This is a genomic window from Algoriphagus yeomjeoni (assembly GCF_049821175.1).
GTDB classification, from domain to species: domain Bacteria; phylum Bacteroidota; class Bacteroidia; order Cytophagales; family Cyclobacteriaceae; genus Algoriphagus; species Algoriphagus yeomjeoni_A.
In genome coordinates this window covers 3,054,496-3,070,213 of record NZ_CP187512.1, presented here as the reverse complement: position 1 = coordinate 3,070,213, position 15,718 = coordinate 3,054,496, and the positions used below count along the sequence as shown (strand labels likewise).

14 protein-coding genes are annotated in these 15,718 nt (G+C 40.9%); 11 read left to right on the top strand and 3 right to left on the bottom strand.

Annotated features, from left to right (window positions below; translation table 11 throughout):
• Positions 1-8: 8 nt before the first annotated feature.
• From ACPUEN_RS12370 to ACPUEN_RS12355, 4 genes are all read left to right on the top strand, one after another.
• Positions 9-902 carry an ABC transporter ATP-binding protein gene (locus ACPUEN_RS12370; RefSeq protein WP_425636226.1) on the top strand — a complete coding sequence of 298 codons (894 nt, stop codon included), beginning with the start codon at positions 9-11 and terminating at the stop codon, positions 900-902.
• Complete coding sequence (locus ACPUEN_RS12365; RefSeq protein WP_425636225.1) at positions 895-2,205, top strand: ABC transporter permease; 1,311 nt, start codon at positions 895-897, stop codon at positions 2,203-2,205. The genes ACPUEN_RS12370 and ACPUEN_RS12365 overlap by 8 nt, the downstream gene beginning before the upstream one ends.
• Positions 2,206-2,499: 294 nt before the next feature.
• Positions 2,500-3,735, top strand: coding sequence for a sensor histidine kinase (locus ACPUEN_RS12360; RefSeq protein ID WP_111612518.1), 1,236 nt, complete (start codon positions 2,500-2,502; stop codon positions 3,733-3,735).
• Positions 3,736-4,170: 435 nt separating this feature from the next.
• On the top strand, positions 4,171-5,751 hold the full coding sequence (locus ACPUEN_RS12355; RefSeq protein WP_425636224.1) for a peptide chain release factor 3: 1,581 nt from the start codon (positions 4,171-4,173) through the stop codon (positions 5,749-5,751).
• 123 nt (positions 5,752-5,874) lie between these two features.
• Here ACPUEN_RS12355 and ACPUEN_RS12350 read toward each other — a convergent pair whose 3' ends face one another.
• From ACPUEN_RS12350 to ade, 3 genes are all read right to left on the bottom strand, one after another.
• Positions 5,875-7,068, bottom strand: a complete 1,194-nt coding sequence (locus ACPUEN_RS12350) for a DUF4221 family protein (protein WP_425636223.1) — start codon at positions 7,066-7,068, stop codon at positions 5,875-5,877.
• A 76-nt stretch (positions 7,069-7,144) separates the two neighbouring features.
• Positions 7,145-7,363: a hypothetical protein gene (locus tag ACPUEN_RS12345; RefSeq protein ID WP_425636222.1), complete on the bottom strand. Its 219-nt coding sequence runs from the start codon at positions 7,361-7,363 to the stop codon at positions 7,145-7,147.
• 138 nt (positions 7,364-7,501) lie between these two features.
• Positions 7,502-9,130, bottom strand: a complete 1,629-nt coding sequence (gene ade / locus ACPUEN_RS12340; RefSeq protein WP_425636221.1) for an adenine deaminase — start codon at positions 9,128-9,130, stop codon at positions 7,502-7,504.
• Positions 9,131-9,259: 129 nt separating this feature from the next.
• On the opposite strand from ade, the gene cmk reads away from it, so the two are divergent.
• From cmk to nqrE, 7 genes are all read left to right on the top strand, one after another.
• Positions 9,260-9,964, top strand: a complete 705-nt coding sequence (cmk, locus tag ACPUEN_RS12335) for a (d)CMP kinase (protein WP_425636219.1) — start codon at positions 9,260-9,262, stop codon at positions 9,962-9,964.
• On the top strand, positions 9,948-10,844 hold the full coding sequence (locus tag ACPUEN_RS12330) for a 4-hydroxy-3-methylbut-2-enyl diphosphate reductase (RefSeq protein ID WP_425636218.1): 897 nt from the start codon (positions 9,948-9,950) through the stop codon (positions 10,842-10,844). Before cmk ends, ACPUEN_RS12330 begins: the two co-directional genes overlap by 17 nt.
• Positions 10,845-10,977: 133 nt before the next feature.
• On the top strand, positions 10,978-12,330 hold the full coding sequence (locus ACPUEN_RS12325; protein ID WP_425636217.1) for a Na(+)-translocating NADH-quinone reductase subunit A: 1,353 nt from the start codon (positions 10,978-10,980) through the stop codon (positions 12,328-12,330).
• 5 nt (positions 12,331-12,335) lie between these two features.
• Entirely contained in the window at positions 12,336-13,553 is a 1,218-nt protein-coding gene (locus ACPUEN_RS12320; protein WP_425636215.1) for an NADH:ubiquinone reductase (Na(+)-transporting) subunit B, read from the top strand.
• Positions 13,540-14,304 carry an NADH:ubiquinone reductase (Na(+)-transporting) subunit C gene (nqrC, locus tag ACPUEN_RS12315; protein ID WP_425636213.1) on the top strand — a complete coding sequence of 255 codons (765 nt, stop codon included), beginning with the start codon at positions 13,540-13,542 and terminating at the stop codon, positions 14,302-14,304. Before ACPUEN_RS12320 ends, nqrC begins: the two co-directional genes overlap by 14 nt.
• A gap of 30 nt (positions 14,305-14,334) precedes the next feature.
• Positions 14,335-15,006: an NADH:ubiquinone reductase (Na(+)-transporting) subunit D gene (locus ACPUEN_RS12310; protein ID WP_425636212.1), complete on the top strand. Its 672-nt coding sequence runs from the start codon at positions 14,335-14,337 to the stop codon at positions 15,004-15,006.
• A gap of 14 nt (positions 15,007-15,020) precedes the next feature.
• Complete coding sequence (nqrE, locus tag ACPUEN_RS12305; protein ID WP_111612527.1) at positions 15,021-15,632, top strand: NADH:ubiquinone reductase (Na(+)-transporting) subunit E; 612 nt, start codon at positions 15,021-15,023, stop codon at positions 15,630-15,632.
• The last annotated feature ends 86 nt before the right edge of the window (positions 15,633-15,718 follow it).

Genomic DNA, 15,718 nt, shown 5'->3' with positions numbered 1-15,718 from the left:
TTTGGAATATGCTGAAAATTAAAAAGCTTAATAAATCCTACGGGGCCAATAAGGCATTGACAGATGTGGATTTGAATGTGTCCGAAGGGGTAGTTTTTGGTCTCCTTGGGCCAAATGGAGCTGGGAAAACCACCCTAATCCGAATAATAAATCAGATTATTGACAGCGATAGCGGGGAAGTCTACATTGGTGGTGAGCTTTTGGCACCTAAGCATATTGGATTGATCGGGTATTTGCCTGAAGAGCGTGGGCTTTATAAGAAAATGAAAGTCTGGGATCAGATGCTTTATTTCGCCAGACTCAAAGGACTTACTCCACAAGAAGCTAAAATCAAGATTAAATACTGGCTGGAAAAGCTGGAAATGGAAACTTGGAGAGAGAAGAAGATTGAGGATCTCTCAAAAGGGATGGCTCAGAAAGTCCAATTCATTTCTACTATAATTCATAACCCTCCGCTGTTAATTCTGGATGAACCATTTTCCGGTTTTGACCCAGTAAATGCTGAGATCATCAAAAATGAGATTTTGGAGCTAAAAGCAAAGGGAACTACCGTGATCCTGAGTACGCATAGAATGGAATCTGTAGAGTTACTTTGTGATCAAGTAGCAATGATCAATCGCTCCAGAAAGATTCTTGACGGCACCATTAAACAAGTGAAATCAATTTATAGACCTGAAGTTTATTCGATTACCTTAGACCAAATCAAAAGGGATTTACCTACAGAATGGATATCCAAGGAAGATGAGGGAAGTCACAGTTTTACACTCCCTCTTAGCGGTAAGACCCCAAATGAACTTCTAAGTGAGCTAATGCAATATGGAGAAGTGAACCGTTTTCAGGAACTGATTCCGAGTATGGAAGAAATTTTTATTCACCAGGTAAAATCAACTGAAAATGGATAAGATCTGGTTAGTAATTCAGCGAGAATATGTCGCTCGTGTCAAAAAGAAATCTTTTTTGCTTGTCACCTTATTGACTCCTTTGATTTTTCCTGCCATCATGGGGATTTTCGTTTGGATTGCTTTGGAAGAAGACGACAACCAAGCGCTAAGGATTATAGAAGTGGTAGATGATAATAAGCTATTCTTTCTTGAGAGTTCGGAGCAATATGCTTTTTCATTTTCGGATATAAATTCCGATGAAGCCAAGAAATTAGTACAGGATGGAGATCGTTACGGTTTTCTTCATATCCCTAAGTTTGATATAAAGGATCCCCAAGGGATTTCCTTTTATGGAGAGGAAAACCCAAGTATGAGTTTGATCAGCTATTTGGAAAATAATCTTCGTAAGAAAATCGAAGAACAACGACTTTTTGAAAGTGGGATAGATCCAAAAATCATCAATGACGTGCGTACGAAAGTGGGCATTAAATCCATCACGCTGGATGAAGAGGGGACAGAAACTGTAAGTGACGCCACAGTGAATTATGCGATTGGATTTGTTGCTGGTATTTTGATTTACATGTTTATTTTCATCTATGGCAATCAAATCATGCAGGGCGTGATTGAGGAAAAATCCAGCCGAATCGTAGAGATATTGGTTTCTTCACTCAAACCATTTCAGCTGATGCTGGGTAAAATAATTGGTATTGCTGGAGTTGGCCTTACTCAACTTTTGATTTGGATAGTGCTAGTCGGAACCTTGACTACACTAGTGACAGGTTTTCTGGGAATGCAAATGCCGCAGCAGCAAGCCATGGAAATGGCTAATCCAGAATTGGCCCAGAGTATGGCGCAGAATTCTGAAATGGGAGATATACTTCTTGTTCTTGCAGGTATCAATTACGTGCAAATAACTTTAAGTTTTGTGTTTTATTTCTTGGGAGGATATCTGCTGTATGGAGCCTTGTTTGCCGCAATTGGATCGGCAGTGGATGCGCCTTCAGATGCCCAGCAATTTATGTTACCTGTGACTATTCCATTGATTGTTGCATACATGGGCTTATTTGTGTTTGTCCTGAACGACCCAACTAGCACGACTTCATTTTGGCTCTCAGTCGTTCCGCTCACGTCTCCGATTGCGATGATGGGTCGAGTGAGTTATGGTGTTCCTTTCTGGGAGCTAGCTTTATCAATGGGATTACTGATTGCTGGTTTTCTGGTCACTACTTGGGTAGCTGGCAAAATCTACCGAATCGGGATTCTTATGCATGGGACAAAGCCTAGCTATAAAACACTCTGGAAGTGGATTAAGACAAATAATTGATATTTACTGCACTATGGTTGAGTACCATGATTAGATTCCAACAGAAAATCCAGACATAACCGTCTGGATTTTCTGTTGGAAATCAATGAAAGTATTTCTCTCAAATATTTTCTTTATTTGACTGCTGATCTTCAAATTTCCTATCTTTTGATTGAGTTGAAGAGTATCACCTATTTAAGAAATATCACAATCCTACTCCAGAAGCTGTGCCTTTCCGTCTAATAAATTCTGTATCCCGATGATACTATCTTTTTGAATAGGTAGTTAGTAACGATAGTAATTCAAGTTTGATTAATGAAAAAACGATTTCAGGACCTTACCTCTCTAGATTTTTACACGAATAGGAAGCAAGTCAAGTGGCTTGTGGTTGCCTCTTCTTTGATTATTGGAGCCGGGTCGATTTGGTATACCAATAGCCTTGTGGAGGAGTTGCGGGAGCGAGAAAGAAGGCAGATAGAATTGCTTTCCAGTGCCCTGGAATACGCTGCTACTACGATGGAGAATCTCACCTTCATCAACCAAGAGATCATCCAACAGAATTATTCCATTCCGATTATTATGGTGGATGACTCCGAAAACCCCATAGAATTCAGAAACATTCCATTTAAAAAAAATGCCACTGCGGAAGATTCAGTTAAAACTCTCGAGAGAGAACTGGCTGAAATGCGTGGAGAATACGAGCCAATTCTTCTACCAGAGGCAGATATTCAGGTTTTTTACAGGAATTCTGAGCTGCTGATTAATCTAAAATACTACCCCTACGTGCAGCTTGGGATTATTCTGATTTTTGGTGCTTTTGCCTATGCACTCTTCAATCAAAGTAAAATCGCAGAGCAAAACCGTGTGTGGGCTGGATTGACCAAAGAAACTGCTCATCAACTCGGGACGCCGATAGCCTCCTTGATGGCTTGGATAGATTATCTCAGGAATTCTCCTGTGTGGGAGGAAAATAAGGAAATTATCACTGAAATGGATAAAGACGTGGTGAAGCTTAGGATGGTGACAGAGCGATTTAGTAGTATAGGATCTAAGCCTGTCATCCAATCCGGGAATGTTTATGAGACCATCGAGGAAACGATGAATTACTTGCGTCCGAGGATTTCCACCAAGGTTGATTTGAATATTCATGCAGATTCCAAGGATTTGGATGCGATGATGAATAAGCCACTTTTTGAATGGGTGATCGAGAACATCTGTAAGAATGCCGTAGATGCGATGAAAGGAAAAGGTCAAATCGATATAGAAATTCTTCAAGACAGTGACAAGTTTGTAATCATCGATATCACTGATACTGGAAAAGGTATGGAGAAGAAAATGTATAGACGGGTGTTCAATCCTGGCTTCTCTACCCGTCAAAGAGGTTGGGGCTTGGGGCTGACGCTGGCCAAAAGAATCGTAGAAGGCTATCATGGAGGGAAGATTTTCGTCAAACATTCTGAAGTAGGGAAAGGAACTACTTTTAGAATTTTGCTACATGGAAGTCATGAGGGAGCATCGCAGTTTATTACCGAAGGAATTCTTGAGTATTGACTGGGGATTTACGATTTTTTGAATTACGATTTACGAGGGCAATTTGGAAATCAAGCGTTACTACTCGCAGTAAACCCTTGTGCATTTTGAATGATGAAGTCTCCGCTTACCACTGCGACGCGGTACGCGGAAGCAGTCTGGTTGTGATAATGAGATTGGTTCGTGCCTCGCGAGGATGTAACTCCCCAATCAAAATAAACTTTTTAATGATGAATGTCGAATGAAGAATAGCGAATAATGAAGTTTGAGGTAAGGATGAGTTCGCGACAAGATTAATATACTTTTCTTATATACGACTGAAATGAAGAATGAGGTAAACACTTTCGCGAACCGCGTAAATCGTACTTCGTAAATCAAACATCAAAACCCAACTTTTAACTTTACCACCTTACCACCCATTTTTTTCCTACCTTTGCCCGCTGAAATACAAGTCCCATGAGTTTGAAAGAAGAAATCCAGAAGCGTAGAACCTTTGCAATTATTGCTCACCCTGATGCAGGTAAGACCACTTTGACTGAGAAGCTATTGCTTTTTGGAGGTGCGATACAGACAGCGGGTGCGGTAAAGTCGAATAAAATCGACACAGGAACGAAGTCGGATTGGATGGCGATTGAGAAGCAAAGAGGTATCTCCGTGGCTACTTCTGTCATGGGCTTTGAGTACAAAGACATCAAAATCAACCTGCTTGATACACCTGGTCACCAGGATTTTGCTGAGGATACCTATCGTACGTTGACGGCGGTCGATTCGGTGATTATGGTGATTGACTGCGTGAAAGGCGTGGAGATTCAGACGGAGAAACTCATGGAAGTGTGCCGGATGAGAAATACTCCAGTGATCTGCTTTATCAACAAACTTGATAGAGAAGGACGTGATCCATATGAGTTAATCGAAGAGGTGGAGCAAAAGCTGAATATTCAGTGCCGCCCACTTTCTTGGCCTATCGGAATGGGGAAAACATTCAAAGGCGTTTACAATCTATTTGACCACAAACTCAATCTTTTTACCCCTTCTCAGCGAAAACTCAGCGATGTGCGTCAATCTTTCGAGGATGTGAATGATCCTGAATTGGAAGGATTGATCGGAAAAACCTATGCTGAGCAACTTCGTGAAGATGTGGAATTGATAGAGGGGGTTTATCCTGACTTTGATCCTACTGAGTATTTGGAAGGAAAAGTGGCACCAGTATTCTTTGGCTCTGCGGTGAATAACTTCGGGATCAACGAGATGCTGGATACGTTTATCAAAATTGCACCAGCTCCGAAAAGTCGTAGAACGGAGGATCGTGAAGTGAAACCTGACGAGAAGAAATTTTCAGGTTTTGTGTTTAAGATTCACGCCAATATGGATCCAAATCACCGAAACAGAATCGCTTTCTTGAGAATTTGCTCCGGTACTTTTGAGCGAAACAAGCCTTACAATCATGTGCGTGGACCGAAGCCGCTTCGTTTTTCCAACGTGACACAATTCATGGCGCAGGATAAGGAGATGATCGATGAGGCATTCCCAGGAGATATCGTGGGATTGTATGATACGGGAAACCTGAAAATCGGGGATACACTGACTGATGGCGAAGACATGCAGTTTGTGGGGATTCCAAGTTTCTCCCCAGAGATTTTCCGTGAGGTGGTGAACAAGGATGCCATGAAGACCAAGCAACTCGAAAAAGGCTTGAAGCAACTGATGGAAGAAGGAGTAGCGCAGCTTTTTACGTTCGATATGGGTTCCAGAAAAGTAGTGGGTACGGTTGGTCAACTTCAGTTTGAAGTCATCCAGTTCCGATTAAAGAACGAATACAATGCCACGGTGGAGTTTCATCCGATGAACTTGTACAAAGCTTGCTGGATCACAAGCAAGGACAAAAAGCAGCTGGATGAATTTGTACGCTCCAAAAACCGTCACATCGCGCACGACAAAGATGGTAAGCTGGTCTTTATGGCCGAGTCAAAAGCCTGGCTTCAGATGGTGATGGATAATTACCCTGAAATAGAGTTTCACTTTACTTCTGATATTTGATAATATCAAGGATTTGATCCTAGGAATTAGAAATTCTTTCTAGAATTAATTAGTAAAATCTGGATAATAGACTGATAAGGTTTGTGAGAACCCTTCTGATCTGAGTGTTTTGGTTTTTTACATTTATCCTCCGGTCTCTTTTGGAATAAATGTGTCAAATACAATGAAGTTTTCATCTGTTTCATATAAATCCCTTCTGGCAATATTCAGACCCGTCGCGGAAACAAAGATCAGTGAATTATCATAAATTTTTGAAGAAAAAATATCTTCCCCAACCTTATTAAGATCTTTATCAAGAATAATTATTGAAAGTTCAGGAATAGTCTTGCCGGATTTTACATCCTCGACAGTTGGTCTTATATACGCAATGCGGTAGTAAAAATTACGAAATTGGTCATATAATATTCCTGCAAAATCTGAATTAGAAAGTGCATGATTTTTTAATTTATCATTTTCATTACTGAAATCGATTTTTTCAAATTTACTTGGATCAGCATCATAAGCTTCAATATTATTGAAATGTTCAGAGCCCGCGTATTTCTTTTCCTTATTAGCATTTTTTGTATAGTACTTATAAATGAAATTATCTACAGGATAGCTAACTGTTACAGAGTTATCGGTTCTGTTGAATGCAATTCCAGTGTCGTATTTGAAAGACAGCCCATAGAACGCGTTATCATAAATTTTGGAGTATGTGATCGGGTATTTGATTTCTCCACTATTCAAATCAATGGATAAGACAGAGGGATGGTTTTCAAAGTCATCGGAATAACTATTAATCCCGCAGGGGAAATATAGTTTTTTGAAGTCAGATTGAATAGGTCGTACATTTGAAGGATATGGAACTGGAAGATTGATTGGGTCTGAATAATCTGTTAATCTTTGCCGATTTAAGACCTCCCCTTTTTCATTAATAAGAAATAGAATACCAATTTGTAGGTTATATATGTAAATTGAATCCTTAGAAAACAGAAAATGGGATGAATCAAATCCCAATTCACCCAATCCATGTGGCCCATCAAGTTCCAGAGGAATTTCTTTTATTGCATTAGATGCTTTATTCTTATATAAGAAAATAGACTGTGTATTGGCGTTGAAAACTGAAATGTATTCTGACTCAAATGATTTGAGATAAGATAGTGAAATTGAGTAGAAATTAAATTTATTTTCGGTTGAAATCTTAAAGGAATCTATTGGAATTAAGGAAGTTGATTTAGTGTAAGTTGGGATTGAAAATGTTCCCTCCATTTTTTGATTGCACCCAGATATAATGAGAGTGAGGAATAAGACTCTTTTAAGTATTAATTTAAATTTCATATATACATAAATATAAGCCTGCTACCTTTTATTTATGATAGCAGGCTTTAAAAGAATTAATTACAAATGAGTTTGTTTATTCTCCAACAATTACTCCGGATATAGTTCCGGCACATGCAGGTCCTGTGCCAGATGGATAACACCTATCACCATGCCCAGTAGATAATGCTCTGCAATGCCCATCATTTTCCGAAGTTATCGATGATGTAATACACCAATACTGATCCCCTTGTTCAGTTGCATTAATCTCGTAAGCAAAAATTGAAATTAATGCGATTAGAAATACTTTTTTCATAATAATTAAAATTTACATTAAAAAATCCTTTTGAGTAGGCGGATTCGTTTTCCTAATCACTTGGCCAATAGATTACTAGCAATATAGGTGGGGGGGGTAAGAAAGCAACTAATTTGTAAAAATATTTTAAAAAATTGGTTACACTACAAAAAATACGTTAGAAAACGCAAAATCCTTTCCATTAAACAGCCCTTTATCACTCAACTTCAGGTCAGGAATTACCAGCAAGGCCATAAAGCTCAGCGTCATAAATGGAGAGTTTAGCGTAGCTCCCATTTCTTTTGCCATTCTGTCGATTCGGGTGTAAGAAGCCGCCACCTCGTAGCCATCGGATGCTGACATGATTCCTCCGACGGGAAGGGGAAGGATTTCTTCTTGATTCCCAGAGACAGCGGAAACCCCTCCTTTGGCCGCTATGATTAGATTCACTGCTTTGCAGATGGATTCATCGTCGATTCCTACCGCGATAATATTATGGGAGTCGTGTCCAACGGAGGAAGCGATTGCTCCAGTTTTTATCCCAAAGTTCTTAATAAAAGCCACAGCTGGCGGAGCATCTTCGTATCGATTGACCACGGTGATTTTTAGGATGTCTTCCGCAGGATTCGATTCGGCAAAGCCATTCTTGATCAAAATTTCACCTGAGATTTCCGGAGTGATCAATTGTCCATCGAGAGCTTCGATGACTCTGACTTTGGATCCGTTAGCTTTGAGTTGGAAGTCTTCAGGCTTTTTCGGAGAAGTATTGAAATTATTGATGATTGCGTTTTTGATGGGTTTGATAAGCGTCCTTCCATTTTCAGCTACTTTTTCTCCAGCTATATAGGTGCTGATGACTTGGAACTCTTTCATGTCTTTTACTAAAATAAAATCAGCAGGATCTCCTTCTCTCAGTTGTCCCACATTCATGGAATAATGGGTAATAGGATTCAGGCAAGCTGCCTGAAGCACATGAAACACATCTTTTTCTTTTGCGACAGCTCTAGCTGCTAGCTCATTAATATGAGAAACTGCTAGATTATCTGGATGCTTATCATCCGAACAAAACATAATCATCTCAGGATATTCATCGATGAGGTCGATGAGCGCCTCGAAATTTTTGGCAGCTGAACCTTCACGTATGGCGATTTTCATCCCAAGTTTTAATTTTCCCAAAGCTTCCTCAGAAGTAAAACACTCATGATCAGTGCTTGGGCCAGCACTTACGTATTTCTCAGCAAGTTTATCTTTCAGTCCAGGAGCGTGCCCATCGATAGGTTTTCCGTATTTCTTGGAGATTCGGATTTTCTCCATCACTAATTCATCCCTATTCACCGTTCCGGGCCAGTTCATCATTTCTGCCAAGTAGTGAATCTCAGGACGAGACATCAGATTTTCTATATCAGCAGCATTGATTTCACCACCTGCCGTCTCGAAAGGAGTTGCTGGTACGCAGGAAGGCGCGCCGAAGTAAAACTTGAAAGGAACCTGCTTTCCATTCTCGATCATGTATTCCACGCCTTGCATTCCACAGACATTGGCGATCTCATGTGGGTCAGAGACAGTTGCGACTGTGCCATGAACCACAGCAAGTCTTGCAAATTCGGAAGGGACGAGCATAGAGCTTTCCACATGTACATGTGCATCGATAAAGCCAGGCATCAAATAGGGCAAAGTAGGATCCGCTTCGATTTTTTCCATTTTCACTATTTTTCCATCCGCTATATTGAGAGAAGCGGCATAGATTTCTCGGTTTGGGATGTCTACGAATTGACCTAGGATCTGCATAAAAATTGGGAAGGGATTAATTGGAGTGAATCCGTATAAGCGATTCGCTTCTGTGGTTTGGGGATTGGTTTAGATTAAAACTACTATATTTGCGCAGTAATAAAAAAACGAATTAAGCGGGTTTTTTGAATGAATAAAATCGTCATCGCCATCGATGGATATTCGGGATGTGGGAAGAGTTCCACGGCCAAAGCAGTTGCAAAGGATTTGGGATATACTTACATCGATTCCGGAGCCATGTATAGGGCGGCGACTTTACACTTTTTGAACAACTTCCTTTCTCCATCCAATCCACATGATGTGGAAAAAGGGCTGAAATCACTGGAAATTTCATTTCACCTAAATCCTGATACGCTCAAACAAGAAACCTATCTGAATGGTTTGAATGTGGAAGGTGAGATCCGCACCATGCGAATTTCCAATAAAGTCTCAGAAATAGCTACCGTTGCTTCCATCAGAAAAGAATTGGTTGCTCAACAGCAACGTCTGGGAAGGAAAAAAGGAGTGGTGATGGACGGTCGGGATATTGGATCAGTCGTATTTCCAGATGCAGATTTAAAAGTATTTATGACTGCTGATTTGGATACCCGAGCAGTAAGACGTCAGAAGGAGCTTTTGGAAAAAGGCGAAATGGTAGAGCTTGAGGCTATAAAGACCAATTTGTCAGAACGAGATCGAGTGGATTCATCTCGGGCAGAAAGTCCACTAAAGAAAATGCCGGATGCTGTGGAGGTAGATACTAGTAATATTACCTTTGCGGAGCAAGTGGGGAAGATTGTCTACTTGGCCAGACAAATCATTGATAAACAAGAGAGCTATGCAGGTAAGCATTGATAAAAACTCTGGGTATTGCTTCGGTGTCGAATTTGCCATCAAAATGGCAGAGGATGAAATGGAGCAAAGTGATCAGCTATATTGCCTAGGCGATATCGTCCATAATGATATGGAGGTTTCTCGTCTTAGTGCAAAAGGCTTGGTAGTGATAGATCGTGAGCAATTGTCAGAGCTCCACGATTGTAAAGTGCTGATCCGAGCTCATGGTGAACCACCTGAGACGTACAGAACTGCCATTGAAAATAATATTGAGTTGATTGATGCTTCTTGCCCAGTAGTACTGAAGCTTCAGCATCGTGTGAAAAGCGCTTTCGACAAGATGGAGCGAGATGAAGGGCAGATTGTCATCTATGGCAAAAAAGGCCACGCGGAAGTGATCGGCTTGACTGGGCAGACGCTGGAGAAAGCCATAGTGGTGATGGAAGATGCTGATTTGGAAAAGATTGATTTTTCCAGACCTGTGACACTTTTCAGTCAGACCACCAAAAGCACGAAAGGCTTTTACGAGATTTCTCAAAAAATAGAAGAGCGAATACAAGCCGCAAAACAAGAGGTTAACCGAGAAACATTCAATACGAATGATTCCATCTGTCGTCAGGTCTCTAATCGAGAACCTCAATTGCAGCGGTTTTCTCAGGAAAATGATGTGATTTTATTTGTGTCGGGAAAGAAAAGTTCCAATGGCAAGGCTCTTCATCAAGTTTGTCTCGCACAAAACGAAAGAAGCTATTTCATTGAAAATGAAAAGGAAATTGATCCAGACTGGTTTCAAAAAGATGAGAAAGTAGGGATTTGCGGAGCTACATCTACGCCCATGTGGTTGATGGAACAGGTTAAATCTTATGTGGAATCGCTCGAAGAAGGGGTGCTTTCAGTATAAAAGAGAGTTATTTAAAAACTTAGGAAGCCATTCTTCCAAAAGTTCAAACATTAAAGTTCATATACCCTCAAATTAAAAAGGTTATTTATTAGATTTGGGGCGTTTTTCAAAAGCTCATAGTTCAAAAACAGATATGTCTAAAATAGTGAAGCTTAAGAAAGGTTTTGACATCAACTTGGTGGGAAAGGCTAAGCAAGAGCTTGCTGATTTCGCCCCGGCTCAAACCTTCGCAATTAAGCCGACAGACTTTATCGGGCTCCAGCGCCCTAAAGTTCTTGTCAATGAAGGAGATACCGTAAAGGCAGGTACTCCAATCCTGATCGACAAAGCATTGGATCAAGTAATGTATGCGGCTCCTGTTTCCGGCAAAATTGTCGAAGTGAAGCGTGGAGATCGTAGAAAATTGCTTGAAATCAGTATTTTGGCGGATGCTACCATCTCCCACGAGCAGTTTGGCCAAGTTGATATCGCATCTCTGGATAGAGACGCTTTGGCAGCTAAATTGGCAGCTAGTGGTGTTTGGCCAAACATCATCCAAAGACCTTACGGTATAGTAGCAAATCCCGCTGATACTCCAAAGAGTATCTTCATATCTGCTTTTGATACACACCCGCTAGCTCCGGATTACGGTTTTGCCCTGCAAGGCCAAGAACAATACCTTCAGGCAGGTATTGAGGCTTTAGCTAAACTTACTAGTGGCAAAGTTCACTTGAATGTTGATGGTTCGAAAGCTACTCCAGCTGTTTTCGCAAACTTGAAGGGTGCCCAAGTAAATAAGTTTTCAGGACCTCACCCTGCAGGTAATGTAGGTGTTCAGATCCATCACCTTGATCCTATGAACAAAGGTGAAATTGCTTGGACTATCACCCCATATGGACTTGCTCAGATCGGTAAATTCATTTTAGAAGGTGTATATGATGCTTCTAAAATCATCGCTGTAACTGGCTCTGAATTGACCAAAGCAGCTTATGTAAAGACTTACATGGGGGCTTCAGTTTCCTCTTTCGTAAAAGGAAACCTTAATTCTGGTCATGTAAGAGTGATATCTGGAAATGTGCTTACTGGTGAGAAAATTTCTTTGGAAGGCTTCTTAGGCTTTTACCACAACCAGATCACAGTTATCCCTGAGGGTGATTACTATGAATTCATGGGATGGGCAAAGCCTACCACTAGATTGAGCTACCACAGAGCGCTAGGGTTGCTTTCTTTCCTTACTCCAAACAAAGAATTCGTCATGGACTCTAACGGAAGAGGAGAAGAAAGAGCATTCGTGCAAACTGGTGTTTTTGAATCCGTGACTCCAATGGATATACTTCCTGTTTATCTATTGAAAGCTATCATGGCTGAGGATTTTGACGAAATAGAAGAATTGGGGATCTATGAGATCGTGGAAGAAGATTTAGCTCTTTGCGAGTTTGTGGATGTGTCAAAGCATCCTGTGCAGGAGTTAGTGAGAAAAGGAATTGAATTAATCCAATACAGTTAATCCATATGAAGTTTCTAAGAGATTTATTGGACAAGCAGAAGCCACTTTTCGAAAAAGGTGGCAAGCTTGAAAGTCTATATTACGCATTTGAGGCAGGGGAGACATTCATGTTCAGCCCTAAGCATACTACCGGCATCAAAGGTGCTCAAGTAAAAGATGCTATTGATTTGAAGCGAATGATGATCACAGTGGTAATCGCTATGATTCCATGTTTGCTTTTTGGTATGTACAATACAGGTCATCAGCACTTATTGGCAACTGGCGGAACAGCTGGCCTTTGGGAAAATTTTGGTGAGAAGTTAGGTACTGGCGCATTCTTAGTTTTACCAATCGTCTTAGTTGCTTATGCAGCAGGTGGTATGGTAGAAGCTATTTTTGCGATTGTACGTAAGCACCCAATCAACGAAGGCTTCCTGGTAACAGGGATGTTGATTCCGTTGGTGGTGCCTGCTACCACGCCATTATGGCAAGTTGCCTTGGCTACTGTTTTTGCAGTAGTGATTGCGAAAGAAGTATTTGGTGGTACTGGTATGAACGTGTTGAACGTTGCCATGACAGCAAGAGCGTTTTTGTATTTCGCATACCCAGCACAGATTTCTGGTGATCAGGTTTGGACCTACTTAGGCGACAAAATGCCAGTTGATGGCTTCTCTGGAGCTACTGCTCTATCAGTAGTTTACAATGCTGGCGTGGACGGTACACAGTCCGCTGTCGAAGCTTTAGCAAGCCACAACACAGCACTAGGATCTGGATTGTATGAATTCACAAACTTGTTCATAGGATGGATACCAGGGTCAATTGGTGAGACATCTACATTGATGGCATTGGTTGGCGCATTAATCCTAATCGGTACTGGAGTAGCAAGCTGGAAGATTATCTTCTCAGGTTTCGCAGGAGCGTACATTATGGGATTTGTGATGAATCTATTCTCAGCAAATGAATACATGTCATTGCCTCCTCAGTATCACTGGGTGATGGGTGGCTTGGCATTCGGTATTGTCTTTATGGCAACTGATCCTGTATCTGCAGCGCAGACAGAGGTTGGAAAATGGATTTACGGTCTTTTGATAGGTATGCTTACTGTGATCATTCGAGTGACTAACCCAGCTTACCCTGAGGGAATTATGCTAGCGGTTCTATTTATGAACGTGTTCGCTCCACTGATCGATTATTATGTAGTTAAGGCAAATAAAACAAGGAGGTTACAACGTGCAACAGTCTAACACTTATATTATTACGTTCTCCGTCATCTTGACGGTAGTTCTGGGATTACTTCTTTCAGGTACTTCTCAAGTTTTGGGTCCTTTGCAAAAAGAAGCAATTGCATTGGACAACAAAAAACAAATCTTGGGTGCAGTTATATCTGGCGAAGAGATTGCGGCCATGACTCCTCAGGAAGTGAATGAATACTACGGTAACAGAATTGCTTCCGTAGTAGTGGATATTACAGGTAAGGAAGTTACTGAGCGCGATGGTGCCGCAGTCACTGCTGAAACTGTTGATATTGCTAAGAACTATAAAAAGCCAGCTGAAGAAAGACTATATCCAGTGTATATTTTCCATGCAGAAGGAAGTCCTGAATCTGCTGAAAATTACATTTTGCCTCTATACGGAGCAGGTCTTTGGGATGCTATCTGGGGATATGTTGCTTTGGAGACAGATATGAACACAGTAGGAGGAATTACCTTAGCCCATGCGGGAGAAACTCCAGGTCTAGGAGCTAGAATCACCGAGCCAGGTGTGCAAGAGAGATATGAGGGCAAGACTATATACAATGAGTCAGGAGAGTTAGTGGCAGTAGAGATGCAAAAAGGAGAAGGCAAAGATTACTCTGGCGATCCTCACCAAGTAGACGGTATGTCTGGGGCTACTATTACTGCAAAAGGAGTTAATAATATGCTTAAGAATTATCTTGGCTACTATGAAGCTTACATTGAAAACAAGAAGTCTTCTTCATCTGTAGCTACACTTTAATCGAACTATTCAACTCAATAATTATTAAATATGAGTGCTGAAACTATAGAAAAAAAGCCTGCAGAGGCGTTACTCTCCAAGCGTAGGAAAAAACTGGTAAGCGATCCGCTGATCGATGACAACCCGGTGACTATCCAGGTACTTGGTATTTGTTCTGCTCTTGCAGTTACGACGCAAATGAAACCTACATTGGTTATGGCTATTGCGGTTATCTTCGTTATTGTGATGTCCAATTTTTTGATTTCTCTTTTGAGAAATACTATTCCTAGCCGAGTGAGGATCATTGTACAGCTTGCAGTAGTCGCTACATTGGTGACTTTGGTGAATGAGGTACTAAAAGCTTTTGCGTATGATATGTATAAAGAGCTTTCCGTATTCGTCGGTTTGATCATCACCAATTGTATTGTGATGGGTCGTTTAGAGGCTTTCGCTTTGGGTAATAAGCCTTACGATTCCATTCTTGATGGATTTGGGTCTGCTCTAGGATATTCTTGGATTATACTAACTGTGGCCTTCTTCAGAGAATTGTTAGGGTCAGGTGCAGTATTTGGTATCCCTATTTACGACTATGTCTCTAGCTTATTTGGTCCTGATTTCCAATTGGCAACAAACGGCCTAATGGTGTCACCTGTAGGGGCATTTATGGTCTTGGGATTATTGATTTGGGTACAGCGTACCAAAACTGGATATGTTGAACACTAAAACCAACTGAAGAAATGGATTTATTTAACTTAGGTATTCGGTCGATTTTTATCGACAATATGATTTTCGCTTACTTCCTTGGTATGTGTTCTTTTTTGGCAGTTTCCAAAAAAGTAACTACAGCTATCGGTCTTGGCGCAGCAGTAATATTTGTATTGACAGTGACTGTTCCGGTGAACTGGTTATTAAATGAGTATGTACTGAAAGAAGGTGCTTTATCTTGGGTAAATGCAGGATTAGCAGACATAGATCTCTCATTCTTAAGATTCATCATGTTTATTGCGATTATCGCAGCGATGGTACAATTGGTGGAAATGGTGGTTGAGAAATTTGCTCCAGCTCTTTACGGTGCCTTGGGTATTTTCCTTCCGTTGATCGCCGTAAACTGTGCGATCCTAGGAGGTTCCCTATTCATGGCTCAAAGGGATTACACACTTGCTGAATCCACGGTTTATGGCTTCGGGTCTGGAACTGGATTCTGTCTTGCCATTGTAGCTCTGGCTGCTATTCGTGAGAAATTAAAATATTCCCATGTTCCAAATGGTTTGAAAGGACTTGGTATCACTATGCTTTTGACAGGTTTGATGGGAATCGCATTTATGTCCTTTATGGGGATTGATTTGTAATCAGCCTTTTATAAAAATATTCGAAAGCTCCGGGATACAATCTCGGAGCTTTTGTTTTTAGTGGTATTTGATTTTGTCTAATAGCT